Genomic DNA, 26,437 nt, shown 5'->3' on the forward strand with positions numbered 1-26,437 from the left:
GCCACCCACCCCATGGTCTGCGCGTGTTCCACGATGTTCTGGCAAACTTCGGAAAGCGTCATGGCAAAGCGCATCGTCGCCATCGGGTCGAGGTTCAACTCGTTGACGAGGATCTGCTGTGCCTTGGATTGGATGCGTTCGACGACGTCGTGCACGTCGTCGCTCTTGGCCACCGGCGTGATCTCGAGCAGGACGTTCGACTCGGCGGCCTGCGCGCGCGCGCGCGGGACGTGGCCGTGCATCTCGAACAGCTCCTCGGCGTACTTGTAGAAGCCCGCCCGCTGCCAGTAGGACGCCGTCTCCTCGGTCTCGGGGCCGGTGAACGCCGCCTGCGTCCCGCGCGACTGCGCGAGCGTGAGCAGTGCGGTGAGACCGTAGGGCGATGCCCACCGCGTGTGACGCGCGTCGATGAGGACCTTCTGGTCGACGGGCATCGGCGCCACCTGCTCGAGCACCTGTTCGAACGTGTGGTCGTCGAGCGAGGGAGGGACGGTGATGACAGTCGTCACGAGGGAATCAGTTCGCCGCGAAGATGGTGCGCGAGCCCGCGGGCCCCACGATAGGCCACGTTGCGCGCCGCTGCCTTGATCGCAGCACGTAACGCGCACGTGAACGTATCACCACAAAGCAGTCGCGAGAAGAGTGTCGCGCCAAAGACATCGCCGCACCCGGTCGGGTCGCCCGCGCCCTTGACATCGGCAGGTTCTGCCGGCACCAACGCGGTCCGAATCGCCCCTAGAACAGATGTTCCGGCCCCGCGACGCGCCAAGTCTCCCAGTTGCTCGAATCCCGGCGCCGTGAAGTACACCACACCGCGCGCGCCCAGCGTCACCACCAATGCTGACACTTGCTGTGCCAGTGCTGTCGCCGCCAGCGCCATCGGGTCGGGCGCCATCATCGCCAACTCGTCCTCGTTCATCTGCACCACGTCGGCGCACGCCAGCCACGACGCCGCGTTAGGCAGCGGCTGCAACGTGCGCAACCCGTCGGGCTGCACCGCCAGCGTGAGCGAGTGCATGTCCAGGTACACCGGCCCGCTGAAGTGCTGCCGGATCAGCTGCAACGTCTCCAGCTCCAGCTCGAACCCGCTGATCAGGTTCACGTACAGCGCGTCCAGGTCGCGCAGCAACGGCTTGAGCCCCAGCCACGGCCACGGCGGCACGCCACCGGTGAGCACCTCGCTGCGCCGCTCGTCGGAGTGGTAGCGCAGCTCGACCCGGTTGTTGGGATACGGAACCGCGATCGGCGCGGCATCACGCGCCACGCGACGCAGCGTGCGCAGGTACTCCGACGCGCGCGCATGCAGGTCCTCGCCCACGCGCGCCAGCGGCACTATCTCCCAATCGTTAGTCAACGCCGCGTCCAGCGCCGACAGGGCGTACGTCACGCCCCCCCACTCCTCCACCGGCGCCGATCGCGGATCCCGCCCGTGGATCACGTCCCACACAAAGGACCCGATCACCCCGAGCCGCTTCCGGCGCGGGAAATGCCCCTCCGCCGCGCGCGTCACCGCGAGCCCGTCACGCCAGGTGCCTCACGCCGAGGCACTCACACCGAGCCCAGCGCCTGCTGCTTGAACGACGCGACCGCGCCCACCACACCGGCATTCCCCGGGAGCGACCCGGGGACGATGCGGCACGCGTCCACCGCCGCCGCAAAGGCCCGCTTGCGCACCTCGCGCTTCAGCGGCTCGAACAGCGTCGCACCGGCCTGCGTCACTCCGCCGGCAATCACCACCACGTCGGGGTTGAAGACGTTGAGCAGGTTGGCGAGCCCCGCCCCGAGGAATCGCGCCGTCTCGCGCACCACCTCCAGCGCCGTCTCGTCTCCCTTCCTGGCCGCGTCGTACACGATCGCCGCCGTCAGCCGTTCCATCTCCCCCTGTACCAGCTGGTACATGATCGACTCGTGGTCGCCTTGCAGTTGCTCGCGCGCCCGCTCGGCAATCGACGGCCCCGATGCGTACGCCTCCAGGCAGCCATAGTTGCCGCACTTGCAGCGCCGCCCAGTCACGTCGATCGTCGTGTGCCCGATCTCCCCGGCAATGTCCGACGAGCCGTGGTACAGGCGCCCCTCGAGGATCAACCCGCCGCCGATCCCCGTCCCGATCGTCACGCCGACCACGTTGCGACCGCCCCTGGCCGCCCCCATCCACCACTCGCCCAGCGTGGCGCAGTTGGCGTCGTTGTCGATCTTGACCGGAAGCCCCACCCGCGTCGCGATCGCGTCACGCAGCGGGAAGTTCACCCACCCCAGGTTGGGCGTCGTGATGATGATCCCCTTCTCGCGATCGAGCGGCCCGGGCGATCCCACGCCCACACCAAGGAAGTCCTCACGCTTGGCCCCCGTCTCGGCCATCGTCTCGCGGATCGCGGTCTCGATCATACGCACCATGCGGTCGACCACCGCATCGGCTCCCTGTTCGGAGCGCGTCGGTTCCGAGCGCATCGCGAAGTGGTTGCTGCCGTCCTCGGCGCATGCTCCCACCACGATGTTGGTCCCACCGAGATCGACTCCGACGATGTACTTCGGGCGCTTGGGCTTGGGCATGAGCAGAAGACGAGAAGACGAGAAGACGAGAAGACGAGAGGCCTGCCCCAGCGAAAGCTGGGGACGAGAAGCGTGCCCCAGCGAAGGCTTGGGACGAGAGGGCTGCTCGTGCGAAGGTCCGAGCGGGTCGGGTTGGTGCGGAAACGTTTCCCGCGAAGTGGTGAAGGGCGGCTCTCATGGAGCGCGTCCTAGGGCAGTACTCCCAGCTTGCGCAGGGCGAAATATGTCCCCAGCACGAGAATCATGACAGCGAAGCCCTGCTTGATCCGGTGCTGCGGGATGTGGCGCACCATGCGCGTCCCGCCAAGGGCGCCGATCGCCGCGACCCCGGTGAAGCTCCCCACCAGCCGCCAGTTGATCGGCACCTGCCCCAGGTAGCCTACGAAGCCGCTCAGCGCGTTCATCGTGATGATGAGGAGCGAGCTTCCCACCGCCTCGCGCACGGGAACGCGCGCCAGCAGCACCAGCGCGGGGACAATCACGAAGCCGCCGCCGGCCCCGATCAACGACGTCAGCGCACCCACACCGACGGCCTGCGCGGCGAGCAGGAGAGAGAAGCGGGCGATCGCGGGCGCCACGCCGAGCCCTAGCGCCGGAGACATCGCCGGCGAGGTCGCGTCCCCCTCAGCGCCCCCTTGAGCGCCTCCCTCAGCGACCCCTCCCGCTCCCCCGACCACACTCGCGCTTCCCGCCGCGCCCCCGCCCGCACGTCCACCACCCAGCGGCTTGAGCGAGTCGCGCAGCATCATCGCGGCCGCGCTCAGCGCGAAAACGCCAAACAGCGTGAGCTGCAGCTGTTCCGGTACGTGACGCGCCAATCGCGCCGTCACGAAGGCTCCCGACATGGCGCATAGCCCGAACGGGACGGCGATGCGAAGATTCACCGTCCCCTGGCGCCAATGCGAGAGGAAGCCGATCGCCGCGCTCATCCCGACGACCGCAAGGCTCATCGCGATCGCCGGCTTTACCGGCACCAGGAAGACGTACAGGAAGATGGGGAGGGCGAGAATCGATCCGCCGCCGCCCAACAGCCCCAGCACGAACCCCACCACCAGCGCGAGGGCGAGGCCAACAACCGGGTGGGCGATACCATGCATGGTCGTGTGCCCTCAGGCCCTTGAACCGTCGTCGCGCATGTCGTTCATGTCGTTCACGTCGTTCACGTCGCGCCGAACCGCCTCGACGGCGTCGAGAACCTCCGACACGGTCAGGTCGCGCATGCAGCGCCAGTGGCCCAACGGACAACTGCGTGGCCCGTGCGCGTCGCACGGGCGACAGTCGAGCATCGACACCTCGGCCACCTGTCGTGCGCTCGCGAGCGGCCCGAAGCCGAACGCCGTGACCGTGGGGCCGAAGAGCGCGACGGTGGGTGTGTTCGTCGCCGACGCCAGGTGCAACGGCGCCGAATCGTTGGTCACGAGCACCGCCGCGCGCGCAATCATCGCCGTCGACGCCAGGAGCGACAGTTGTCCCGTGGCGTCGATCGCGCTCCCGAACGTCTCGGCCACGATCTCCTGCGCCAGCGGTGCATCACTCTCCGCGCCAATGATCACGACGCGCCCAAGGAGCGTGAGGCGCCGCGCCAGCGCGGCGTAGTACGGCCAGCGCTTGGTGGCCCACGTCGAGCCGGGGGCAATGGCCAGGAGCGGCTCTCCCGCATGCGCATGGACGTCGAGGAGTCGCTGCACGCTCTCCAGGTCGTCGGCACCGGGATAGAGCGACGGACGCAGCACCTCGGCGGTCGGGCGCTCACTCTCACCGTAGCCGGCCAGCGACCAGAGGCGTTCGGCGTGATGGTGCTGGCGATGGTAGGGGACACGCTGCGTGTAGAGCCAGCGCCCCGCCGAGCTGTCGAAGCCCACGCGATGCGAGTAGCCGGCGGCCAGTGCCAGCGCGGCGCTGCGTATCGAGCCTTGGGCGAGAAAGGCGGTGTCGTCGTTGTCTTCGGCATGCGCCAGGCGCACCAACTCCCGAAAGCCGCGCGCCCCTGCATGCGCGCCGCGCTTGTCGAAGCGAAAGAGGTGTCGCACATCGGGATGGTGCTTGAGGAGCGCCGCGTTTTCCGGCGTCGCCACCACATCCACCGGCCCCCGCGCCGCCAACTCGCGGATGAGCGGCGTGGTGAGGACCATGTCGCCCAGGAAGCTCGTCTGGATGATCAGGGAGCGCATTCGCCCTCACTGGGGCAGAAGACGAGAGGACGAGAGGACGAGAGGACGAGAGGTGGAAACTCGTCTTCTCGTCTTCTCGTCTTCTCGTCCTCTGCCCCTAATCAACTTGTAGCACCGCCAGGAACGCCTCCTGCGGAATCTCCACGGCGCCCACCTGCTTCATTCGCTTCTTTCCTTCCTTCTGCTTCTCCAGGAGCTTGCGCTTGCGTGAGATGTCGCCGCCGTAGCACTTCGCGAGCACGTCCTTGCGCAGCGCCTTGACCGTGGTGCGGGCGATGATCTTGGTCCCGATGGCGGCCTGGATGATCACCTCGAACAGCTGTCGGGGAATCAGTTCCTTGAGCTTGTCGGCGATCTTGCGCCCCCAGTCGTACGACTTGTCGACGTGGATGATCACCGAGAACGCGTCCAGCACGTCGCCGTTGATCAGCATGTCGAGCTTCACCAGCTTGCCCGGGCGATAGTCGGCCATCTCGTAGTCGAGCGAGGCGTAGCCGCGGGAGATGGTCTTGAGCCGGTCGTAGAAGTCGAGGATGATCTCGGCGAGGGGGAACTCCCAGTCGAACTCCACGCGCGCCGTGTCGATGTACTTCATCCCCATGTATACGCCGCGCCGTTCGGTGCCTAACGTCATGATCGGCCCGATGTACTCGGCGGGCGACACGATGCGCGCCTTGACGTACGGTTCCTCGATGCGCGCCGTGACCTGCGGCGACGGGAGCTTGGACGGGTTCTCGATCAGTTCCATCTCGCCGTCCGTCTTGTACACGTGGTACTCCACGTTGGGGACGGTGGTGACGAGGTCGAGGTTGAACTCGCGCTCCAGGCGCTCCTGCACGATCTCCATGTGCAGCAACCCCAAAAAGCCGCAGCGGAAGCCGAAGCCAAGGGCCGTCGACGTCTCGGGCTCGTAGTTGAGCGAGGCGTCGTTGAGCTGCAACTTGCTCAGCGCGTCGCGCAGCGACTCGTACTGCGTGGTGTCCGTCGGGTAGATACCGGCAAACACCATCGAGTGCACGTCCTTGTACCCGGGGAGCGGATCCCTGGCGTGGTCGTTGGCGTCGAAGATCGTGTCGCCGGCGCGCGTTTCCTTCACGGTGCGCACGTTGGCCACCACGTACCCCACCTCGCCCGCCGTCAGCTGCTCTCCCTTCACCTGGCGCAGCATCAGCGAGCCCACCTCACTCACCTCGTAACGCGCGTCGTTGGCCCCAAAGGTGATCTGCATCCCCGGCTTGAGCACCCCGTCCACCACACGGATGGAGGGAATGGCGCCGCGATACCGGTCGTAGTACGAGTCGAAGATCAGCGCGCGCAGCGGCGCCTCGGGGTCGCCGGTGGGGGGCGGGACCTTGGCCACGACCATCTCCAGCAACTCGGGAATGCCGAGCCCCTCCTTCGCGCTCACCAGGAGGATGTCGTCGGGGTCGACGCCGATGAGGTCGTGCACCTCCTTCTTGCGCCGCTCCGGCTCGGCGCCGGGAAGGTCGATCTTGTTGAGGACCGGGATGATCTCCAGCCCGGCGTCCAGCGCAAGGAAGAGGTTCGACAGCGTCTGCGCCTGGATCCCCTGCGAGGCGTCGACCACGAGGATGGCCCCCTCGCAGGCCGCCAGCGAGCGCGAGACCTCGTAGGTGAAGTCGACGTGCCCCGGCGTGTCGATGAGGTTGAGCTCGTAGTCCTCGCCGTCCTTCGCGGTGTAGCTCATGCGCACCGCGTTGAGCTTGATCGTGATCCCGCGCTCGCGTTCCAGGTCGAGCGTGTCGAGCACCTGGGACTTCATCTCGCGCTTCTCGAGCGTCCCCGTAGCCTCGATCAGGCGGTCGGCCAAGGTCGACTTGCCGTGATCGATGTGCGCGACGATGCAGAAGTTGCGGATATGCGAGAGTTTCACGATGCAGCACGGGCGAGGGACATCGCACCGGCGGCCGCAGGCCGACGGAGGGCGGTTACCATCAAGCCATCAATAATAACCGTCCGGTCCTCCAAAGGCCGACGGGGGAGCCCACTTGGGCTCCCCCGTCGGTCGCGACTCGTGGTCGAGGCCGGGTCTCTGTCTCCCTTCGAGGAGCCCGAGCCCTACTTCGCGTCTGGCTTCTTCTCGGTCGATGCCGGGCGAGCCCCGGCCCCGTCGGAGGCGGGTCGCACCGGCTCGGAACGAGCGCCTCCGCCTTCACCACCGCGCGGAGAGCCACTCGCGGCACCGCCCGACGCCGAACCCGACGAGCTACCGGTCGCCGAGGGTGGCGAGTAGCGCGGCCCGTCGTTGCCGCGCGGTGCGTCGAAGCGCGGCGGCGGTGTGTCGTAACGCGGCGAGTCGAGCGAGTTGCGCACGGAGGGTGGCGGCGCGTCGAAGCGCGGGCCAAAGGTGCGCGTCGGCGGTTCGTAGCGCGGAGGCTCGGCGCGTACGCCGCTGCGCCCCTCGCTCCCGCTCACGAAGGTGGAACGCCCGCCGCGGTAATCGCTCCCGTCGCCTCGCGTCACGCCGTTGCGCGGCGAGCGGGGAAGGGCGCCACCACCGGCGTTGCTCGAGGCCTCGATGACGTCGCGCGGCGGACGGACCCAGGCAATGTCCGGCCCACCGGCCGACGCATTGCGGCGATCGGGGCGTGCCGTCGCCTCCCCGCCGCGCTCACGCCCTTCGCCAAATGTCATTGGCGAGTTGCGCAGCGCACGCTCGGGAATCGCGTACGACTTCCGCGACGGATCGAACTCGTTGGTCGACGCACCGCCGTAGCTGCCATCCATTAGCGCAATGCGGCGGCGGAGGTTCGTATCGTCAGTCCCCTTGGTCTCCGGCACGTTGCTCACCGTGTCCGGCCGCCCGCCCTTGATGCTGTCGGGGAGCCAGGGCGGCACGCGCGAGGAGTCCTTGGGCGGCTGCGTGGGGATAGGCGGTCCGTTCTGATTCCCCTGATTGCGGTTGAAGCCGCACGCGGGGTTGATGAAGAACGGGTAGCCGTAGCCCGCCGTGTAGCCGTAGGAAGGGCAGTTGTAGTTGCAGCCGTAGTTCGACGCCATCGCGTTGCCGTAGAACAGCTCGTCGTCCCACCGCTCCAGCAGGCCACGGCGATATCCACCGTAGAAGCCATTGCAGAAGTTCGAGAAACCGACGGAAGTCACGTAGTACGGCGCGTCGACCTGGTAATACTCGACAGCGTAGTCGTACGGCGATTCATCGCTGAACGAGACCATGCTCGCGAAGCGTGTCACGACGCGGTGCGGGTCGCCGATGTACACCCGGCTCGGTCGCCCGACATACGTCCCCGTCACGTAGCGATCGAAGTCGCGCAGCCCCAGCCGCGACAGGTCGAACGGATCGTACGACGCCATGGCAAAGACGAAGCCTCCTCCCATGCGATCGGTCGCGTAGAACGAGGCGCCGCCGCGGCGTCCGCGAATGGGTATCTCGCGCCCCCCCTCCACGCCGGACGACATGGTGCGGCTGGATGGATAGAGGAGCGTGAGGTGTCCGTTGGCATCGACGCGGGCCACGATCACGTACGCGTCCTGACTCACGTTGAACCAGACGCGAACCGGCTCACCGTAGGAGAAGAGGCTCGACCCCTCGATGCGGAGATTCACGATCGGCGCATCCTCGACCGTGTCGGAGGCGGCCGCGGCGGCGTTCCATCGGATGGTCTGTGCGCGCTCCAGCGAGCGCGCCGGCGTCTGCGCGCTCGCGCGCGCGACCACGGAGCTGAGCGCCGTGGCGGCCAGCCCAGTCACGGCAAGCGTCCTCACGACCCACGATCGACGACCCATGACCCACCTCCGACCTGAGGCTGTATCGCGCCGCATGCAGGGCGCGATCGGTTCGACTGCTGATCCAACCTAATGGTCACAGCACCCTGCGCCAGCACTTTCGTAGCCTGTCCCGTAGGCAAGCCGCGTACCCTGCGCTATTTGACCAGTTTCGGCACCAACCCTAGCTTCCGCCTCCCTATGGAGACGAGCCGCGCCACGCGCGCCGATTTGATCGACCCGGCCCAACTTGCCTCGCTCGGCCGGATGGAAATCGTCGCAAAGTGGGTCGTCGACGGTTTCCTGCAGGGGCTACACCGTTCCCCCCGAAAAGGTTTCTCGGTCGAATTCGCCGAGTTCCGCCCCTACCAGCCTGGCGACGACCTCCGCTACATCGACTGGAAGATCGTGGCGCGGGCCGACAAGTGGATGGTGAAGCAGTTCGAGGAGGAGACGAACATGCGCGCCGCCATCGTCCTCGACGTCTCCAAGTCGATGGACTGGCGCGGCTCTCCGGAGCGCCTCACCAAGCTCCAGTATGCCGAGCAGATCGTCGCCTCGCTGGCGCTCCTCCTCATCCGCCAGAAGGACGCCGTCGGGCTCATTCGCTACGACGACACCCTGCGCAGCGTGATCCCGCCGCGCGCCCGCAACGTGCAGTGGCGCCGCATCGTGAAGTCGCTCGAGGAAGGGGGCTCGGGTAAGGACTCGGACATGTCGGCGGCGCTGGTACAGGCCGGAAAGCTCGTGTCGCGTCCCGGGCTGGTCGTCCTCGTTTCGGACCTCCTGGTGGACGAGGAGGCAACGCTCAACGCCCTCAAGGTGGTGCGCGCCGGCGGGCACGGCGCCACCGTGCTCCACATCATGGACCCCTCGGAGCGCGATTTCGACGTGGCGCCGGAGGCGATCTTCGCCGACACGGAGCGCGATTTCCGCCTGCAGGCCACGGCCAGCGAGGTGCGCGCGGCGTACCGCACCACGGTGGAGCATGCCATCGCCGAGTGGCGCTCGCGCTTTGCCGGGTTGGGGGTGGGCTACGAGGTCGTCTTTACCGACTCCCCCTTTGGCGTCCCGCTGCGCCGCGCCTTCGCTTCGCGCCAACGACTGCCGTGAGCTTTCTCGCTCCCCTGTACTTGCTGCTGGCGGGCGCGGTTGCGATCCCGCTCTTCCTGCACCTGCGCCGGCGCCGCATCGAGAACACGGTCGACTTCCCGGCGGTGCGTTACCTGGAGCGCGCCGAGAAGGAGAACGTGCGGCAGCTCAAGGTCCGCAACCTCCTCCTGATGTTCCTGCGCATCGCCACCGTGCTGGCGATTGCCTTCGCGGCGGCGCGCCCCATCGGCGTCTTCTTTGGCGCCGGCCACGTGCCGACGGCGCTGGCCATCGTCCTCGACAACTCGTTGAGCACGAGCGCGATCGTGAACGGGCAGCCGATGCTGGCCACGCTGCGGCAGCAGGCGCTCGACGCCGCGAACGCGGCCACGCGCAGCGATCGCGTCTGGCTGGTGACGGTGGATGGCACGGTCACCGGCGGCACGGTGGAGGCGGTGCGGCAGGCCATCTCGCGTACCGACGTCTTCCAGGGGCGCGGCGACCTGGCCAACGCGATCACGCGCGCCACGGGACTCGTCGTGGGCGCCGGTCTCGATGGGCGCCAGGTGGTTGTCGTGACCGACGCTCAGGCCTCCACGTGGAACGCCCCGGTGGCCGTGGGCGACGTGCACCTGTCGGTGCTTGCGCCTGGCGGAGAGGCACCGCGCAACCGGGCGGTGGTCCTGGCCGAGGCACGCCCGCCGCGGTGGACGCCGCGCGGGATGGTGGTGGCGCGGGCGCGGCTCACCGACTCGGCCACGTACCGCATCGCGTTAGGCGAGCGGACCCTGGCGCGCGGGACGGCACGCGACGGCGAGGACCTCACGGTGCGCGCCGCCCCGCCGGAGCGCGGGTGGCAGGCAGGAATCGTCGAACTCGAGCCCGACGAACTCCGCGCCGATGACACGCGCTACTTCGCCGTCTGGCTCGGCGCCGCGCCGCTCGTGCGCCCCGAACCGGCGGCCGGCCCCTTCCTGCGCACCGCCGTCGACGCGCTGGTCCAGGACGCCCGCGTGGCGTTAGGCAACGACGTCGCGCTGGCCCCGGCCGACGGGGCGGCGCGCCTCCCGGCGCTCCTCGTGGCGCCCAGCGACCCGTCGCGCCTGGGGGGGGCCAACCGCACGCTGGAGCGCCTCGGCGTCCCGTGGCGCTTCGGCGCGCCGCGCCGCGACGAGACGACGGTGCGTGGCGAGCGATTTGACGGCGTGCGCGCCACCTTGCGCTACCCGCTTGAGGCGCAGGCCGGGGCAACGGGCGACACGGTCGCCACCGCCGGCGGCGCGCCGTGGATCGTGGCGGGCGAGGGCTACGTCCTCATTGGCTCGCCGCTCGACCCGGCCGCGACCGACCTTCCGCTGCGCGCCTCGTTCGTCCCCTGGCTGGGCGACGTGATCGCGCAACGCCTCTCGGGGGCGGCGAGCGCCGAACTCACCGCGGTCCCCGGCGGCGCTTTGCGCCTGCCGGCTGGTGTCGAGTCGCTCGAGGGGATGGATGGACAGCGTGTGCCCGTCAATGCCGGGAGCACCGCGCCGACGCGGTCGGGCGTGTACTTCCTGCGTCGCGGCACGGAACGGGTTGGGGCGCTGGTGGTGAACGCCGAGGCGGAGGAGTCCGATCTGACGCGACTCCCGATCGCCACGCTACGCGATCGCGTGCGTGCTCGCGATGCGGTCGTCACCGCCAACGCGGCACAGTGGCAGCGCTCGCTTTTCAATGTAGGCTCGCGGCGCCCGTTGCAGCTGCCGCTCCTCCTCCTTGCCCTCGCCCTCCTTGCGGCAGAGTCCGTGGTCGTGCGCCAGGACGAACGTCGCGATCACGTGGCGTGAGCGCGCGCGCACTCGTCCCCACCGCCTGACCCCCGTCCGCGCACGACTCGATGGCCCTCCCCACAATCCTCGACGCGGTCGAACGCCTGGGCGCCTTTGCCCGCGTCGCCAACGCCTTTCCCTCGGCGGGCGCGCGCGTCGCCGTCTCGGGGTTGCCTGGCTCCAGCGACGCCGTCGTCGTGGCGGCGCTCGCCCGCCGCTTCACGCAACGCTTCTTCGTCGTCGTCACCGATACCGTCCCCGACGCCGAGCGCTGGCTCGCCGACCTGCAGGTGCTGGTGGACGACGCGCACGCCGCGCTCTACCCCCCGCGCGAGGGCTTTGGCGAGGTGGAGCCGCACGCCGAGATCGCCGGCGAGCGCGTCGAGACGCTGGAGAAGGTGTCGCGCGGCGCGGTGCGCGTCCTCCTCACCACCTCGCGCGCCCTCCTCGAGCGCACCGCGCTCCCTCGCGCGTTAGGCTCGGCGCGCCTCGAACTGCGAAAGGGCGATGTCAAGCGCCCGGAAGCGCTCGCCGAGCACCTGGAGTCGATCGGCTTCGAGCGTGTCGAGATGGTGGACGACGTGGCGCAGTTCTCCATACGAGGCGGGATCTTCGACATCTACTCGTTTGGCATGGCCGAGCCGGTGCGCCTCGAGTTCTGGGGCGACGAGGTCGTCGAACTGCGTCACTTCGAGCTGGGGTCGCAGCGATCCACGCGCGACGCCAGCGTCGCCGTCATCCTTCCGGTGGACGGTGCCGGCGGGGAGATGGCGCTGGGGAGTGAGCGCGTCTCGATCCTCGAACTCTTCCCGCCAGACACCGTCGTCGTCCTCCCCGACGAATCGCACATCCCGCCCGAGCTGGCGCGCACGTGGGAGGAGGCGCAGCACCACGCCGACCTCGCGCGACGTCGCGGCGAGGACGTCATCGCGCGCGAGCACCTCTTTGTCCCACCGGCCGAGGTGACCAAGGCGTTAGGCGCCTTTGGCCGCATTGCCGCCGCCGACCCGCAGCGCGAGAAGGAGTGCATCACCTTCCCCATCCGAGCACCGGAGAGCATCGCCCGCGACATCAAGCTTCTGCGCCGCGTGGTGCGCGATGGGACGCCGACCATCATCCTCTGCGACAACCCCGGGCAGGCCGAGCGCCTGGACGAGTTGCTCAATGAAGAGGCGGAGTTCCGCGCCCCGGCCTCCCTCGTGATCGGAGTGCTCAATGGGGGCTTTGTCGTCCCCCCGGGGGTGAAGACGAGAGGACGAGAAGACGAGAAGACGAGTGAGAGCAATGATCCCTCGTCTTCTCGTCCTCCCGTCTTCTCGTCTTCCGGCGACGCGAAGGGACTTCGCGTCCTGACCGACCACGAGATCTTCCGCCGCGACCGGCGCCTGCGCCGCGCCCGTCGTTATGCAACCGGCGCCGCGCTCGAGACCATCACCGCGCTCAAGCCGGGCGACTATGTGGTCCACCTCGAGCACGGCGTGGGGATCTATCGCGGCATCGAGCAGCTCTTCGTGCGCGAGAGCACCATCGAGGTCGCGGTCATCGAGTACGAAGGCGGCGATCGCCTCAACGTTCCGCTCTATCGCATCGACCAGATCGAGCGGTACCGCTCGGGGGTCGACGTGGGCGACGATGCGCCGCCCCCGAGGCTGCACAAGCTGGGCGGGCGCCGCTGGGCGCAACAGCGCGAGAAGACGCGCGCCGCCATCGAGGAGATGACGCAGGAGCTCCTCGTACTCTACGCGCGCCGGCACATCGCGTCGCGAGCGCCGCACCTCCCCGACACGGCGTGGCAGCGTCAGGTGGAGTCGTCGTTCCTGTTCGAGGATACGCCGGACCAGCGCAAGGCAACACAGGACGTGAAGGGGGACATGGAGAAGCCGCGCCCCATGGATCGCCTCCTCGTGGGCGACGTCGGCTACGGCAAGACCGAGGTTGCCATCCGCGCCGCCTTCAAGGCGGTGCAGAGCGGGCGCCAGGTCGCCGTCCTGGTCCCCACCACCATCCTCGCCGAGCAGCACTTCCGCACCTTCTCCGAGCGCCTGGCCGACTTCCCGATCCGCATTGCCGTCGTCTCGCGCTTCCAGACGCCGAAGGAGCAGGCGATCATCATCGCCGAGCTGGCCGCCGGGAAGGTCGACATCGTCATCGGGACGCACCGCCTCCTCTCCGATGATGTCGTCTTTGGCGCGTTAGGGCTCATCGTCATCGACGAGGAGCACCGCTTCGGCGTGAAGCACAAGGAGAAGCTCAAGCAGCTCAAGCTCGAGACCGACGTCCTCACGCTCACCGCCACGCCGATCCCGCGCACGTTGCACCTGTCGCTGGCCGGGCTGCGCGACATGACGCTGATGCAGACGCCGCCCAGGGACCGCTCGCCCGTCCTCACCTTCGTGGAGCCGTGGGACGATGGGCTCATCGAGGAAGGAATCGCGCGCGAACTCGATCGCGGCGGCCAGGTCTTCTTCGTGCACAATCGCGTCGAGACCATCGAGGCAATCGCCGACCACGTGCGACGCGTGATCCCGCGCGCCCGCGTGGCGGTGGGTCACGGGCAGATGCGCGAGAAGGACCTCGAGGACGTCATGCGGCGCTTCGTGGCCGGCAGCGTCGACGTCCTCGTCTCGACGCTCATCGTGGAGTCGGGGCTCGACGTCCCCAACGCCAACACGATGTTCGTCAACCGCGCCGACCACTTCGGGCTCGCCCAGCTCTACCAGCTGCGCGGACGTGTCGGGCGCTCGCATCGGCGCGCCTACTGCTATCTCCTCGTCCCCGATCGCATCGACGAGGATGCGGAGCGCCGGCTGCAAGTGCTCGAGCATCACACCGAACTCGGCGCCGGTTATCGCGTGGCGCTCAAGGACCTGGAACTGCGCGGCGCGGGGAACCTCCTCGGCGCCGAGCAGTCGGGGCATGTGCACGCCGTCGGCTTCGAGCTGTATCTCCGCATGCTGGAGGAGGCGGTGCGGCGCGTGCAGGCGGGCGATGCCGCGCCCAAGGCCGTCCCCACCGACGTCTCGCTCGACCTCCCGTCGTACCTCCCCGACGACTACATCGCCTCGGCAGAGGCAAAGCTCGACATCTACCGACGACTGACCAACATCGCCGAACCGGGGGCCATCGAGGAGCTCAAGCGCGAAGTCCGCGATCGCTTTGGCCCGCTCCCGCCTGCCGCGCAGCATCTCTTCGCCGCCGCGATGCTGCGCCTCGTGGGGGGGGAGATGGGGATCGAGGGGATCATGGTGCACGGCGACGAAGCCCGTGTTACCTTTCGCGACTCCGCGGTGCCACGCCTCAAGGGGCTCAACGCGGCGTTCGGGGAGGTGCAGTTCCGCGCCGATGTGCGGCGTGTACACCCGCTCTCCCTCAAGCTCACGCGACTGGGCGGCGCCGGGATCCTGGATGGGCTCGTGCGCGCCCTCAACATGCTGCGCCCGAACGAGACGGCGCGCGCCGGGTAGACAACGTTCCCACTTCGCATTCCAACCGGACGACCATGACTCGAGTTCGCTCCCTCGCCACGCTCGCCCTCGTCTCGCTCGCCGCGTGCGATGGACTGAAAGAGGCCTTCTCCTCGCACGTCGACGTGGCCGCGCAGGCGGGCTCGCAGGAGCTCTCCGTGCAGACGCTCGCCGACCTCCTCGGCAAGTCGCGCGTCCCCGTCCGCAAGGAAGTCGCGCAGAGCATCGCCGAGACGTGGGTGAACTACCAGCTCCTTGGCATCGCCGCCGCCGCCAACGACTCGATCAACGATCCAAAGCTGATCGACGACGTCATGTGGCCGGTGTACACCAACGCCAAGATCCAGAAGTTCTACAAGCAGGTCTCGGAGAAGTGGACCGTCGACACCAGCGACGCCACCGCCGCCGCGGCCTACGAGAAGAGTGACCTCCTCTCGGCGCGCCACATCCTGTTCCAGGTGGCGCCGGGGCAGGAAGGGGACACGCTGGCCACGCTTAAGAAGGCCGAGGGCGTCCTCGCCAAGACCACCGCCGCCAACTTTGCCGCGCTCGCCAAGCAGCACGGCTCCGATGGCACCAAGGACGTCGGCGGCGATCTCGGCGTCTTCCAGCCGCAGCAGATGGTACCGGAGTTCTCCAAGGCCATTGCCGCGCTCAAGCCCGGCGAGATCGGTCCGCTGGTCCGCACGCAGTTCGGCTATCACATCGTGCGCCGCAACACCTACGCCGAGGCCAAGGCGCAGTTCCTCCAGGAGTTCGTGAAGCGCCAGCGCTTCGTGGCCGAGAGCACCTACATCGCCGGGCTGGAGAAGGAAGGGAACATCCAGATCAAGCCGGGCTCGGAGAAGGTGGTCAAGGCGGTCGCCGCCAACCTGTCCGAGCACGAGAACGACAACACCGTCGTTGCCACCACGAAGCTCGGCAACTTCACCGCCGCCCGTGTGGCCAAGTGGATCAACGGCTTCCCGAACCCGGACCAGCTGCGCGGCCAGATTGCGCAGGCGCCGGATTCGATGATGCTGATCTTTGTCCGCAACCTCACGCGCAACGAGCTCGTGCTCGACGCGGCCGACAAGGCGAAGATCGCCGCCGACACCGCCGAGATGAACGAGATCCGCACTTCGTTCAAGGCGCTGGTCGGCAACGTCTGGTCCGGCCTTGGCGTGAACCCCACGGCGCTCGCCGATAGCGCCAAGGACAAGGCGGCCAAGGAACGACTCGCCGCCGCGCGCGTCGACGCGTACCTGGGCAAGCTCGTGAATGGGGAGGCCCAGTTCGTCGAGGTTCCGGCTCCGCTCGTGCAGGCGCTGCACCAGAAGTTCGACTGGAAGATCAACCAGGCCGCGCTCGACAAGGCGGTCACGGCTGCCCAGCCCATCCGCGCCAAGGCCGACTCGGCCCGCGCCGCGCAGACGCCGCCGTCGGCCGTCCCGGTTCCAGGGGCAGCGCCGGTACCGCCTTCGCCCACAGACACCACGTTGCACAAGTAGGCTGGCGTCGCGACGAGACCAGTTCAGCCGCGGGCGATCCGGAAGGGTCGCCCGCGTTGAACTTCCCACCCCCGTGCTGTGTACCTTGTACGCATGAGAATCCCCAACCGGATCGCCCTCACCACCGTCGCGCTCGCCGTCGCCCTGGCGGGAGCGGGACGCGCGCTCCAGGCGCAAAAGACGCTCAACATCCCGGTCGATCGCATCGTCGGCGTCGTCGGTCAGACGCCGATCCTGTGGAGCGACGTGCTGGAAGAGCTGTCGCAGCGGCGCGCCCAGGGGTTGCAGGTGCCGGAGGATTCCACGGCGCAACTGGCGCTGGCGCGATCTATCCTCGATGAGATGATCGACGTCGAAGTGATGGTGCAGCGCGCCCGCGCCGACACCTCGATCACCGTCGCCGACGCCGACCTGGCCAACACGGTCGAGCAGCAGATGAAGCGGCTGCGCGACAACTTCAAGACCGAGGGCGAGTTCACGACCGCGCTCAAGAGCGGGGGCTTTGGCACCGTCGAGGAGTACAAGCGCTGGCTCACCGAACAGGCGCGCCGGCGTGCGCTGCAGGAGCGCCTCGTCTCCAAGATGAAGCAGGACGGAAAGATGATCACCGTCGCCGTTTCGGAGGACGAGATCAGCGACGCCTTCGCGCGCGAGCGTGAGCGCCTTCCCAAGCGTCCGGCCACCGTCACCTTCCGGCAGATCGTCGTCCCGACGCTCGCGTCTGAGGCGGCAAAGAAGCTCGCCTACGCGCGCGCCGAGTCCATTTACAAGGACCTCACCACCGGCGGCGACTTCGAGAAGATCGCCAAGCGCGTCTCGGAGGATTCGGGCTCCGCGGTGCAGGGGGGCGACCTGGGGTGGAGCCGCCGCGGCCAGATGGTGCCGGCCTTCGACGAGATGATGTTCCTGCTTCCGCCGGGGCAGATCTCGCCGATCGTGGAGACGCAGTTCGGCTTCCACATCATCCGCGTCGATCGCGTGCAGCCTGCCGAACGCAAGGCGCGTCACATCCTCATCAAGCCCAAGTACGACTCCGCCGACGTCGCGCTGGCCAGCATCCGCGCCGATTCGGTGCTGGCGCTGTGGCAGAAGGGGACATCGTTCGATTCGCTGGTCGCGCGCTACCACGACACGGCGTCGGACGAGGCCAAGGGGGTGCTGGAGCCGTTCGAGCGCTCGCGCCTTCCCGAGTCATACCAGGCGGCGTTCAACGGAAAGAAGAACGGGGACTTCATTGCCCCGTTCCGCGTCGAGGACAAGCAGCGCGGCGTCCCAAAGTTCGTCATCGCGCAGATGGTGAACGTCGTCGACGAGGGCGAGTACACCGTGCAGGACCTGCGCAACCAGATTCGCGACCAGCTCTCGCAGGAGAAGTCGTACCGGCGCCTGCTGGACGGGTTGCGACGCGACACGTATGTCTCGATCCTCCTCGAGGGGAGCACCGCCAAGGCGGCGGGCGAATCGAACTAACTGGCGGCAGCTCCCGCCCTCGTCCCACGCGCCCGCGACCGTCGCATGCCGCGTCCCATCGCCATCACCGTCGGTGATCCGCGCGGCATCGGACCCGAGGTCATCGGCAAGGCGTTAGGCGACGCGTCGGTCGCCGCGCTCGCCCCGTTCGTCGTGGTCGGGGCACAGGGGGCCGGTGTCGACGTCGACGTTCCCGTGGGAACGTGGATACCGGGCGCGTCGTCGGTGGCCGACGCGGGGCGGCTCGCGGGGCTGGCTATCGAGCGCGCGGTGGCCATGGCGCGCGCCGGCGAGGTGAGCGGGATCGTCACCGCCCCCATCGACAAGGCGGCACTTCTCGCCGGCGGCTACGACTTCCCAGGCCACACCGAGATGCTGGCGTCGCTCACCGGGTGCGACGTGGCGATGATGCTCGCCTCCGACCGGCTGCGCGTCGTGCTCGCCACCACGCACATCGCGCTGCGCGACGTTCCGCGCGCCGTCACGCGCGAGGCCATCCTGCGCTCGGCGCGCGTCACGCGCGCGGGGCTCACGGAGTGGTTCGGGATCGCCGAGCCGCGCATCGCGCTCTGTGCGCTCAACCCGCACGCGGGAGATGGTGGTCGCTTCGGCAGCGAGGACGACCAGCTCCTGGCACCGGCGGCGCGGGAAGCGGGGCTCAGCGGCCCGTACCCGGCCGACACCGTCTTCGTGCGGGCCATGCGCGGCGCCTTCGACGCCGTCATCGCTCCCTATCACGACGTGGGAATGACGGCCATCAAGGTGGCATCGTTCGGGCACGCCGTGAACATCACGTTAGGGCTCCCGTTCCCGCGCACGTCTCCCGATCACGGCACGGCGCTGGACATCGCCGGGCGCGGCGTGGCCGACGCCGGGAGCATGGTCGAGGCGATCAGGCAGTGTGCGGCGATCGCGTCGCGAGGTCGAGGGTCATCGCCAGCAGCTTGATCCGGCGCGCGTCCATCTCGCGCACGAGGAAGGTGGCGCCGCCAGCCGCAACGCGGTCCCCGACCACGGGAAGCCGCCCCAGCGCACCGAACACGTAGCCGCCTATCGTCGTGTAGTCCTCGTCCGACAGCTCCAGCCCGTACTGCTCGTTCACCTCGGCCACGTGCGTCTCGCCGGGCAGGAGCGTCTCGCCGGAGGAGGAGGTCGTGGCGCGCTGCTCGGGTTCGTCGTACTCGTCGAGGATCTCGCCCACGATCTCCTCGAGCAGATCTTCCATTGTCACGATCCCCGCTGTCCCGCCAAACTCGTCGAGCACCACCGCCATGTGCTCCTTGCGGCGCTTGAAATCGGAAAGGACCTCCTCCACCTCGCGCGAGCCGGGTACCACGAGGACGTCGCGCATCACGTCCTGCACGGCAAAGGCGGCCGCCGGGCGCCGCATGGCGCGCAGCAGGTCCTTGGCCAGCACCACGCCGATCACGTTGTCGAGCGTGCCGTCGTAGACCGGATAGCGCGAGAAGTTGCTCTCGTCCACCGTCTCCAGCGCTTCTTCGAGCGTCGCCTCGATGGGGAGCGCGACGACCTCGGTGCGCGGCGTCATCACCTCGCGCGCGTTCTTCTCGCTGAACTCGAATACTCCCTCCATCAACGCCGCGTCCTGCGTCGGGATGGCGCCTCCCTCTTCCGAGTGCTCGATGAGCATGCGCAACTCGTCAGGCGAGTGCACCGTCTCCTCGCTCACGTCGGCGCGCTGCCCGAACAGCTTGAGCACCAGCTCGGCCGAGGCATTCAGCACCCAGGTGAATGGCGCGGTGAGCCAGGCAAAGGCGAGAAGCAGCGGGGCGAGGTAGCGCGCGAACTGCTCCGGGTGGTTGAGCGCGGCCGCGCGCGGCGCCAACTCTCCAAAGACCACGTGCATGAACGTGGCGCAGGTGAGGGCCACCGCGGCCCCGAGGCTCACGCGCAGCGACGCCTCCAGCGCCAGCGGGAGCGATGCGAACCAGTGCTCGAAGAACTCACCCAGCGTCCCCTCGATGGCCCACCCCAGGCCGAGCGAGGCGAGGGTAATCCCCAACTGGCTCGCCGACAGCACCCGAGACAGATTGCTGGTGGCGGCCAGCGCATACGGCGCCAACCGGTCGCCGGCGCGCACCATCGCCTCCAACCGGGTACGCCTCGATCGTACGAGCGCGAACTCCACCGCGACGAAGAAGCCGTTGAGGAGCAGCAGGATGATGATGAGGAGCGCGCGATTGGGCACGCCGGAACTTACCCGTCGGGATGACTCGTCGTCCATCGAGTGATGAGTCCAGCGCACGACCACGGTCCTGACGACGAGCACGGGCACGACCACGCCCACCCCCACTCGCACGCCCACTCCCACCTGCACCTGGAGGGCGGGGGCGACCCTGCGCTGCAACGCCGGTTGCGGTGGGCGCTCGCGCTCACCTTCCTCTTCCTGGTGGCGGAGGTCGTCGGCGGCTTCCTCGCCAACTCGCTGGCGCTCCTGGCCGACGCCGGGCACATGCTCACCGACGTGGCGGCGCTGGCGCTCTCGCTCTTCGTCGCCTGGTTCTCGCGCCAGCCCGCGGCCCCCGAAAAGACGTATGGCTACCTGCGCTGGGAGATCCTGGCCGCCCTGCTCAACGGCGCCACGCTCCTCGTCGTCTCCGGCTTCATCATCGTCGAGGCGTTCGGGCGGCTGCGCGCCCCCGAGCCGGTGGCGACCGGGCTCATGCTCGCGGTCGCCCTGGGCGGCCTCCTGGTCAACGCCCTCTGCGCGTGGATCCTGCAGCCGCTGCACCAGCACTCGCTCAATGCGCGCGGCGCCTACCTGCACGTCCTGGGCGACCTGCTGGGCTCCGTGGGGACGGTCGTCGCCGGAGTCCTGATTCGGTTCACGGGATGGCAGGCGGCCGACCCCATCGCCTCGATCGTCGTCACGCTCCTCGTGGTGCGTTCCTCGTGGCGCCTGGTGCGCGAGAGCGTGGACGTCCTGCTGGAGTCGACCCCTTCGCACATCTCACTGGGGGCGGTGCGGCAGACGCTGGCCGGGGTGGATGGCGTGTCGGGGGTGCACGACCTGCACGTCTGGACCGTGACATCGGGGATGGTGGCCATGAGCGCGCACGCCATTGTCCCGAGCGACGTCGATCATCAGCGCGTCCTGCGCGACGCCATGCGGGCCATGCACGACTTCGGCATCCATCACTGCACGGTGCAGATCGAGAGTGAGCCGATGTGCGAGAACGCGCACCCCTAGCGGCTCGAAGCCGTCGCCGGACGCGCAGTGCGACCGGCTCTTCTGTGACGCGAGTCACATGGCGTCTCACGGCACGTGCGCCCCGACTCACCTTGGGCGCGCCGGAGGCCGACACTCCTCCCTGAAACCTTCGCGTTGGCCGCAGGCATGGCCGGTCGCGCGTGACTCCTCCACGCATTGGGCGTCGTGTCGGATGGAGCCAGCTCAACATGTGAGCGCCGATGTGGACCATGATCAACGATTTCCGGATTGAGAAGTCTCGCCTTCCCGTGGTGCTCGTCACCATCGAGGGACAGCGAGTCTCTGGCGATTTGTTCGTGCAGGCGAGTGTCCGCCACCAGTTGGGGCACGAGACGGCGCAGGATGTGCTCAACGCGCCCGAGCCGTTCTTCCCGATCGCGACCATGAAGGGGCGCACGCTGCTCCTGGCCAAGGACCACGTGCGCGAGCTTTTCGTGGCGCGCGAGGATGCCGAGCAGGAGGATTGGGAGTTCGGGACCCCGGCCGACGTGGATGTGGTGATGCAGGGCGGGTCTCGGCATGTGGGCACGATTCTGATCCAGCAGACGTCGGGGCGCCAACGTGTCCTCGACTTCCTCAACCGGTTGACGGACCGTTTCCTGGCGCTCCACAAGGATGACGGCATCGTGCTCCTGAACCGTGCGCGCATCGCGCACGTCTGCCACGAAGCCTGATGTCCCAGCTTCCGCGACTGCTGGAGGTGCTGACCAGCACCCGCTCCGATACGCTCCTCATCATCGAGGGGGCGCCGATCACGGTGCAGCGCCCCGACGGGACGCACCAGATCACCAAACAACCGCTTGCCGCGGCCCAGTGGCGCGCGCTCGCGGCGGAACTCATCTCGGCTGTGCGCGTCGACGCGCTCGACAACGGCGAGTCGGTCGAGCAGGTCGTCTCGCACGCCGGGAGCGATTACACGGCGCGCGTCTGGCGCGAGGGGTCGGTGGGGCAGATGGAGGTGCGTGCGTTGCAAGGCCGCACCGATGGTGCGTCGTCGCTCGCGATGTCGCCGCTGCGCGTGGAGGGGGCGGTGCCCAGCGCCGCCTTCGTGTCGCCTGCGGAGCCGTGGAGCGCGCCCGTGGATCCCTCGGCGCGCGCGCGCATCGAGGAGTTGCTGCGCGAGCAGGTCGAGCGCGGCGCCTCCGACCTCCATCTGCGCTCCGGGGACTTTCCGCTCATGCGCGTGCATGGCGACATCGTGCGCCTCACCGACCGCCCGCAGGTGGACGCCGAGTCGTTAGGCGCGATGCTGCATGCCATCATGCCCGGGCGCAATCGTCGCGAGTACCACGAGACGCACGACAGCGACTTCGCGTACGAGCTGCCGGGGGTTGCGCGCTTCCGCGTGAACGCCCTCCTCGATCGCCATGGCCCGGCGGTCGTGGCCCGCGCCATTCCGTCGCGCATCGTCACCGCCGAAGAGCTCGGGCTCAGCCCCGAGGTCCAGGCGCTCTGCACGCTCACCAAGGGGCTCGTCCTCGTGACGGGGCCCACCGGGAGCGGCAAGTCGACGACGCTGTGCGCCCTCGTCGACCTCGTGAACCGCCTGCGGCAGGATCACATCGTCACCATCGAGGACCCGATCGAGTTCGTGCACGAGAGCAAGGGGTGCCTCGTGACGCAGCGCCAGGTCGGGATGCACACCGGGTCGTTCAAGCAGGCGCTGCGTGCCGCGCTGCGCGAGGATCCGGATGTGGTCCTCGTGGGCGAACTGCGCGACCTGGAGACCGTGAGCATTGCCATCGAGACCGCCGAGACCGGGCACCTCGTCTTCGGCACGCTGCACACCACGACGGCGGCCAGCACCATCGATCGCATCATCGACCAGTTCCCCCCCGACCGGCAGGAACAGATTCGCACGATGCTGTCGGAGTCGCTCAAGGGAGTCATCGCCCAGACGCTGTGCCGCAAGGTGGGGGGCGGGCGTGTGGCGGCAATGGAGATCCTCCTCGCCACGCCGGCGGTCTCCAACCTCATTCGCGAGTCGAAGACGTTCCAGATCCCGAGCGTCATCCAGACGTCGCGCCGGCTCGGCATGCTCACGATCAACGACGCACTCGTGGACCTGGTGGAGAAGGGGACGGTGGAGCCGAAGGAGGCGTACCTGCGCGCGGTCGACAAGGGGAACCTTGCCACCGCGCTCAAGGGGCGCGGCTTCGACATGTCGTTCATCGAGTCGGAGACTGGCGGTGCGCCGCCTCCTCCGGCGCGCCCCGAGCCTACCTCGCCGGTGCAGGCGAAGACGCCGGCCGCCCGCACCGCGTTCGGCCTGCGGCGATAGGCGGCCGGTGACTAACACGCGACAGCGACCGGCGGCGAAGCTGATGGCGGTTGCGGTGCCGGCGGTGTTGGTGGCGGGTGTACCGGTGGGGAGAAAAGCAGACGGCGCGAGGGAATCCCTCGCGCCGTATTTCGTGGGTGGCGATACTGTCCTGTCGCGAGCGTCCGGCGCGACCCCGGGATATCCTGGTATTGTGGGTGAGTGGTGACGATCAGGTCCTGGATTCGGCGCTGGAGCCCGTGGAACCGGTGTCCTCCCCTTTTTGTTCGCCGCGGGGGCGCTCATAGTCCTCTCGCTCGCTGTAGCCGTAGCCGCCGAGGACCTCTCCGCCCCGCATGTAGTCGTGGCCGTAGCCACGCCCGATAGGATACTCCTGCTTCACGGGCTCCTGCTGCTGGTGCATGGCACACCTCCGGCAAGTGACTGGATGCGCTACACTCTGCCACCACCCGTCCGGATAGGCAAGAGCCTTGAATGCCCAACCTCCTCCGGAGATACTTCAGGGCTATGGATATCCGCAACATCGCCATCATCGCGCACGTCGACCACGGGAAGACGACCCTGGTCGACAAGATGCTTCGGCAAGCTGGTGCATTCCGGGAGAATCAGGTCGTCGCCGAGCGTGTGATGGACTCGAACCCGCTCGAACGCGAGCGAGGGATCACCATCCTCGCCAAGAACACCGCCGTCACCTGGAAGGGCACGAAGATCAATATCGTCGATACGCCCGGGCACGCCGACTTCGGCGGCGAGGTCGAGCGCATCCTCCGCATGGTCGATGGGGTGCTCCTCGTCGTCGACGCCTTCGACGGCCCCATGCCCCAGACGCGCTTCGTCCTGCGCAAGGCGCTCGACCTCAAGCGGCGTCCCATCGTCGTGATCAACAAGATCGATCGCCCGGGCGCCGAGCCCATGCGCGTGCACGATGAGGTGCTCGACCTCTTCATCGAACTCGAGGCCGACGACTCGATTCTCGATGCGCCGTTCATCTACGCCTCGGCGCGCGAGGGCGTGGCGACGCTCGACATGGATCAGGCGCCGGTGGACCTGGCGCCGCTCTTCGACGCGATCGTGGCCCACGTGCCCGCGCCGCCGAGCGACGAGAGCGGGACCTTCCAGATGCTCGTCTCCACGCTCGACTACTCGCCGTACCTGGGGCGCCTCGCGGTGGGGCGCATCGAGCGCGGGCAGGTGCGGCTGGGGCAGACCGTCGCGCTGCTCGCCAACGATCCCAACGTCCCCGTGGTCACGTCGCGTGTCACGAAGCTGTACACGCACCAGGGGCTGGAGCGCATCGAGGTGGAGAGCGCGGGGGCGGGCGACATCGTCGCGCTGGCGGGGCTCGAGGGAGTCGAGATCGGGAGCACACTCTCCGACGTCGAGTATCAGGAGCGCATGGAGGGGATCTCCGTGGAGGAGCCGACCATCTCGGTCGACTTCATGGTGAACAACTCGCCGTTCGCCGGCAAGGACGGGAAGTACGTCACGTCACGCCAACTGCGCGAACGCCTGACGAAGGAGCTTGAGCGCAACGTGGCGCTCAAGGTGGACGAGACCGATTCGACCGATACGTGGACCGTGTCGGGGCGTGGCGAGCTCCACCTGTCGATCCTGATGGAGACGATGCGTCGGGAGAGCTACGAGTTCCAGGTGTCGCGCCCGCGCGTGATCTTCCGCGAGGGGCCTAACGGTGAGAAGCTCGAACCGTACGAGGAGTTGATGATCGACGTCCCGGAGGAATACCTGGGCGTCGTGATAGAGAAGCTGGGGCCGCGTCGTGCCGAGTTGATCGACATGCGCAATCCGGGGCAGGGGATGGTGCGTGTGCGATATCGAATCCCGGCGCGCGGGCTGTTTGGATACCGGAGCGAATTCCTGACCGACACGCGTGGGACGGGGATCATCCACCATCGCTTCCTGGAGTACGGGGCGTGGGCGGGGTCGCTGTCGGGGCGTACGCGGGGGACGCTGGTGTCGATGGAGCAGGGGACCGTGGTCGCGTTTGCGCTGGGGAACCTGCAGGAGCGGTCGACGTTGTTCGTGAGTCCGGGCGATCAGGTGTATGACGGCATGATCATCGGGGAGAACTCGCGCCCTGGGGACATGGACGTGAATCCGACGAAGGAGAAGAAGCTTACGAACATGCGGTCGAAGTCGGCCGATGACGCGATCCAGCTGGAGCCGCCGCGGGAGTTGACGTTGGAAGGCGCGCTGGAGTACATAGAGGACGACGAGCTGATCGAGGTTACGCCGACTGCGGTGCGCTTGCGGAAGCGCATGTTGAACGCGATCGACCGGAAGAAGCTGTCGCGCGAGGTGAAGCGTGAACGGGAACGCGCCTCATCGTAATCATCATCCAGGAGACTAAAGCAATGTTGCCCGAGTTCGAGTCGTCGCTGGTTCACGCCGCGTTCGCGATGTCCCCTCGGCGGGAGGACGATGACGACTTTGACGACACCGAAGAGGAGGAACTGGAGGAGGACGACGACTTCGACGACCAGTTCGACGATCCGGAGAAGGTGTCGCTGGAGGATGACGAGGAACTCGACGAGGATTTCGAGGAGGATGAGGAGGACGAGGAGGAGGACGAGGATGATGACGACGACGATGAGGATGACGACGATGAGGATGACGACGATGAGGAGGACGATTTCGAGGACGACTTGATTGACCTGGACGACGAGTATGATGAGGAGGAGGATGGGGAACGTCGTCCCGGTCCTGATCGGTACGAGGAGTAGGGGGAAGCGGGGGGAGTAGGCTTGGGGAGCGCTGCCGGGATCCCCACTTGACGGTGTGGTATGCTGTCTTATCTTACGCGTCCCCTCAGACCCTTGGGGGGACGTGCTGTTTGACAATCGAGCGAAATGGTGTGCGAGGCTCTTGAAGATCCGCGGCGTTCGTGCGCTGCGGGGAGAGTCACAAACACGAATTGATTCCGGATGCAGTCGCGGAGGAGTTGAGCGATTGACTGATCCGAGGACTGCGTTCGAGCGAGCTAAAGAATTGAATTCTCTTGGAGAGTTTGATCCTGGCTCAGGACGAACGCTGGCGGCGTGCTTAACACATGCAAGTCACGGGGGGCCCGCAAGGGTCAACCGGCGAACGGGTGCGTAACACGTGAGCGACCTGCCC

At 68.0% G+C, this 26,437-nt stretch carries 20 protein-coding genes and 1 rRNA gene; 12 read left to right on the plus strand and 9 right to left on the minus strand.

What is annotated here, in order from left to right; genetic code table 11:
* The 7 genes from IT359_06835 to IT359_06865 form a co-directional block, all read right to left on the minus strand.
* Positions 1-509: hypothetical protein (locus IT359_06835; GenBank protein MCC6928689.1), on the minus strand; the 509-nt coding region annotated here is incomplete at its 3' end.
* Complete coding sequence (locus IT359_06840; GenBank protein ID MCC6928690.1) at positions 506-1,462, minus strand: carbohydrate kinase family protein; 957 nt, start codon at positions 1,460-1,462, stop codon at positions 506-508. The genes IT359_06840 and IT359_06835, both read right to left, overlap by 4 nt.
* Positions 1,463-1,548: 86 nt before the next feature.
* Positions 1,549-2,550 (minus strand): ROK family protein, encoded by a 1,002-nt coding sequence (locus IT359_06845; GenBank protein ID MCC6928691.1) that lies wholly within the window; start codon positions 2,548-2,550, stop codon positions 1,549-1,551.
* A gap of 188 nt (positions 2,551-2,738) precedes the next feature.
* Positions 2,739-3,647 (minus strand): sulfite exporter TauE/SafE family protein, encoded by a 909-nt coding sequence (locus IT359_06850; GenBank protein ID MCC6928692.1) that lies wholly within the window; start codon positions 3,645-3,647, stop codon positions 2,739-2,741.
* A gap of 12 nt (positions 3,648-3,659) precedes the next feature.
* Complete coding sequence (waaF, locus tag IT359_06855; GenBank protein MCC6928693.1) at positions 3,660-4,721, minus strand: lipopolysaccharide heptosyltransferase II; 1,062 nt, start codon at positions 4,719-4,721, stop codon at positions 3,660-3,662.
* Between the two features lie 97 nt (positions 4,722-4,818).
* Entirely contained in the window at positions 4,819-6,615 is a 1,797-nt protein-coding gene (lepA, locus tag IT359_06860) for an elongation factor 4 (GenBank protein MCC6928694.1), read from the minus strand.
* A 185-nt stretch (positions 6,616-6,800) separates the two neighbouring features.
* The gene (locus IT359_06865; protein MCC6928695.1) at positions 6,801-8,486 is read right to left on the minus strand and encodes a DUF4384 domain-containing protein; all 1,686 of its coding nucleotides are present in this window, start codon (positions 8,484-8,486) and stop codon (positions 6,801-6,803) included.
* 180 nt (positions 8,487-8,666) lie between these two features.
* Between IT359_06865 and IT359_06870 the strand changes: the two genes are divergently transcribed.
* The 6 genes from IT359_06870 to pdxA all read left to right on the plus strand — a co-directional run bounded on the left by IT359_06870 (position 8,667) and on the right by pdxA (position 18,737).
* Entirely contained in the window at positions 8,667-9,578 is a 912-nt protein-coding gene (locus tag IT359_06870; protein MCC6928696.1) for a DUF58 domain-containing protein, read from the plus strand.
* A complete protein-coding gene (locus tag IT359_06875) occupies positions 9,575-11,383 on the plus strand; it encodes a BatA and WFA domain-containing protein (GenBank protein ID MCC6928697.1) in 1,809 nt (602 codons plus the stop codon). The genes IT359_06870 and IT359_06875 overlap by 4 nt, the downstream gene beginning before the upstream one ends.
* A gap of 50 nt (positions 11,384-11,433) precedes the next feature.
* The gene (gene mfd / locus IT359_06880) at positions 11,434-14,829 is read left to right on the plus strand and encodes a transcription-repair coupling factor (GenBank protein MCC6928698.1); all 3,396 of its coding nucleotides are present in this window, start codon (positions 11,434-11,436) and stop codon (positions 14,827-14,829) included.
* Between the two features lie 35 nt (positions 14,830-14,864).
* Complete coding sequence (locus tag IT359_06885; GenBank protein ID MCC6928699.1) at positions 14,865-16,319, plus strand: peptidylprolyl isomerase; 1,455 nt, start codon at positions 14,865-14,867, stop codon at positions 16,317-16,319.
* Between the two features lie 93 nt (positions 16,320-16,412).
* A complete protein-coding gene (locus IT359_06890; GenBank protein MCC6928700.1) occupies positions 16,413-17,789 on the plus strand; it encodes a peptidylprolyl isomerase in 1,377 nt (458 codons plus the stop codon).
* Between the two features lie 45 nt (positions 17,790-17,834).
* A complete protein-coding gene (gene pdxA / locus IT359_06895) occupies positions 17,835-18,737 on the plus strand; it encodes a 4-hydroxythreonine-4-phosphate dehydrogenase PdxA (GenBank protein ID MCC6928701.1) in 903 nt (300 codons plus the stop codon).
* Here pdxA and IT359_06900 read toward each other — a convergent pair.
* Complete coding sequence (locus IT359_06900; GenBank protein MCC6928702.1) at positions 18,682-19,998, minus strand: HlyC/CorC family transporter; 1,317 nt, start codon at positions 19,996-19,998, stop codon at positions 18,682-18,684. The two genes, pdxA and IT359_06900, sit on opposite strands and share 56 nt — an antisense overlap.
* A gap of 42 nt (positions 19,999-20,040) precedes the next feature.
* Here IT359_06900 and IT359_06905 point away from each other — a divergent pair, with 42 nt between their 5' ends.
* The 3 genes from IT359_06905 (at position 20,041) to IT359_06915 (ending at position 23,302) form a co-directional block, all read left to right on the plus strand.
* A complete protein-coding gene (locus IT359_06905) occupies positions 20,041-21,000 on the plus strand; it encodes a cation transporter (GenBank protein ID MCC6928703.1) in 960 nt (319 codons plus the stop codon).
* A gap of 230 nt (positions 21,001-21,230) precedes the next feature.
* Positions 21,231-21,695 (plus strand): hypothetical protein, encoded by a 465-nt coding sequence (locus tag IT359_06910; protein MCC6928704.1) that lies wholly within the window; start codon positions 21,231-21,233, stop codon positions 21,693-21,695.
* A gap of 329 nt (positions 21,696-22,024) precedes the next feature.
* Positions 22,025-23,302: a type IV pilus twitching motility protein PilT gene (locus IT359_06915; GenBank protein MCC6928705.1), complete on the plus strand. Its 1,278-nt coding sequence runs from the start codon at positions 22,025-22,027 to the stop codon at positions 23,300-23,302.
* Between the two features lie 211 nt (positions 23,303-23,513).
* On the opposite strand, the gene IT359_06920 is transcribed toward IT359_06915, so the two are convergent.
* A complete protein-coding gene (locus IT359_06920) occupies positions 23,514-23,705 on the minus strand; it encodes a hypothetical protein (protein ID MCC6928706.1) in 192 nt (63 codons plus the stop codon).
* A 104-nt stretch (positions 23,706-23,809) separates the two neighbouring features.
* On the opposite strand from IT359_06920, the gene typA reads away from it, so the two are divergent.
* The 3 genes from typA to IT359_06935 all read left to right on the plus strand — a co-directional run.
* Positions 23,810-25,651: a translational GTPase TypA gene (gene typA, locus IT359_06925; GenBank protein ID MCC6928707.1), complete on the plus strand. Its 1,842-nt coding sequence runs from the start codon at positions 23,810-23,812 to the stop codon at positions 25,649-25,651.
* A 23-nt stretch (positions 25,652-25,674) separates the two neighbouring features.
* On the plus strand, positions 25,675-26,043 hold the full coding sequence (locus IT359_06930; GenBank protein MCC6928708.1) for a hypothetical protein: 369 nt from the start codon (positions 25,675-25,677) through the stop codon (positions 26,041-26,043).
* A 272-nt stretch (positions 26,044-26,315) separates the two neighbouring features.
* Positions 26,316-26,437 (plus strand): 16S ribosomal RNA (locus tag IT359_06935); the annotation flags it as partial.

It is taken from the genome of Gemmatimonadaceae bacterium, from assembly GCA_020852815.1.
Taxonomy (GTDB): Bacteria; Gemmatimonadota; Gemmatimonadetes; order Gemmatimonadales; family Gemmatimonadaceae; genus SCN-70-22.

Coding starts and splice junctions, on each gene's coding strand:
- IT359_06930 (MCC6928708.1), top strand. CDS start 25,675: ATGTTGCCCGAGTTCGAGTCGTCGCTGGTTCACGCCGCGTTCGCGATG.
- IT359_06905 (MCC6928703.1), top strand. CDS start 20,041: ATGAGTCCAGCGCACGACCACGGTCCTGACGACGAGCACGGGCACGAC.
- IT359_06915 (MCC6928705.1), top strand. CDS start 22,025: ATGTCGCCGCTGCGCGTGGAGGGGGCGGTGCCCAGCGCCGCCTTCGTG.
- IT359_06870 (MCC6928696.1), top strand. CDS start 8,667: ATGGAGACGAGCCGCGCCACGCGCGCCGATTTGATCGACCCGGCCCAA.
- IT359_06885 (MCC6928699.1), top strand. CDS start 14,865: ATGACTCGAGTTCGCTCCCTCGCCACGCTCGCCCTCGTCTCGCTCGCC.
- IT359_06910 (MCC6928704.1), top strand. CDS start 21,231: ATGATCAACGATTTCCGGATTGAGAAGTCTCGCCTTCCCGTGGTGCTC.
- waaF (MCC6928693.1), bottom strand. CDS start 4,721: ATGCGCTCCCTGATCATCCAGACGAGCTTCCTGGGCGACATGGTCCTC.
- IT359_06850 (MCC6928692.1), bottom strand. CDS start 3,647: ATGCATGGTATCGCCCACCCGGTTGTTGGCCTCGCCCTCGCGCTGGTG.
- IT359_06845 (MCC6928691.1), bottom strand. CDS start 2,550: ATGCCCAAGCCCAAGCGCCCGAAGTACATCGTCGGAGTCGATCTCGGT.
- IT359_06920 (MCC6928706.1), bottom strand. CDS start 23,705: ATGCACCAGCAGCAGGAGCCCGTGAAGCAGGAGTATCCTATCGGGCGT.
- mfd (MCC6928698.1), top strand. CDS start 11,434: ATGGCCCTCCCCACAATCCTCGACGCGGTCGAACGCCTGGGCGCCTTT.
- pdxA (MCC6928701.1), top strand. CDS start 17,835: ATGCCGCGTCCCATCGCCATCACCGTCGGTGATCCGCGCGGCATCGGA.
- IT359_06865 (MCC6928695.1), bottom strand. CDS start 8,486: ATGGGTCGTCGATCGTGGGTCGTGAGGACGCTTGCCGTGACTGGGCTG.
- typA (MCC6928707.1), top strand. CDS start 23,810: ATGGATATCCGCAACATCGCCATCATCGCGCACGTCGACCACGGGAAG.
- IT359_06890 (MCC6928700.1), top strand. CDS start 16,413: ATGAGAATCCCCAACCGGATCGCCCTCACCACCGTCGCGCTCGCCGTC.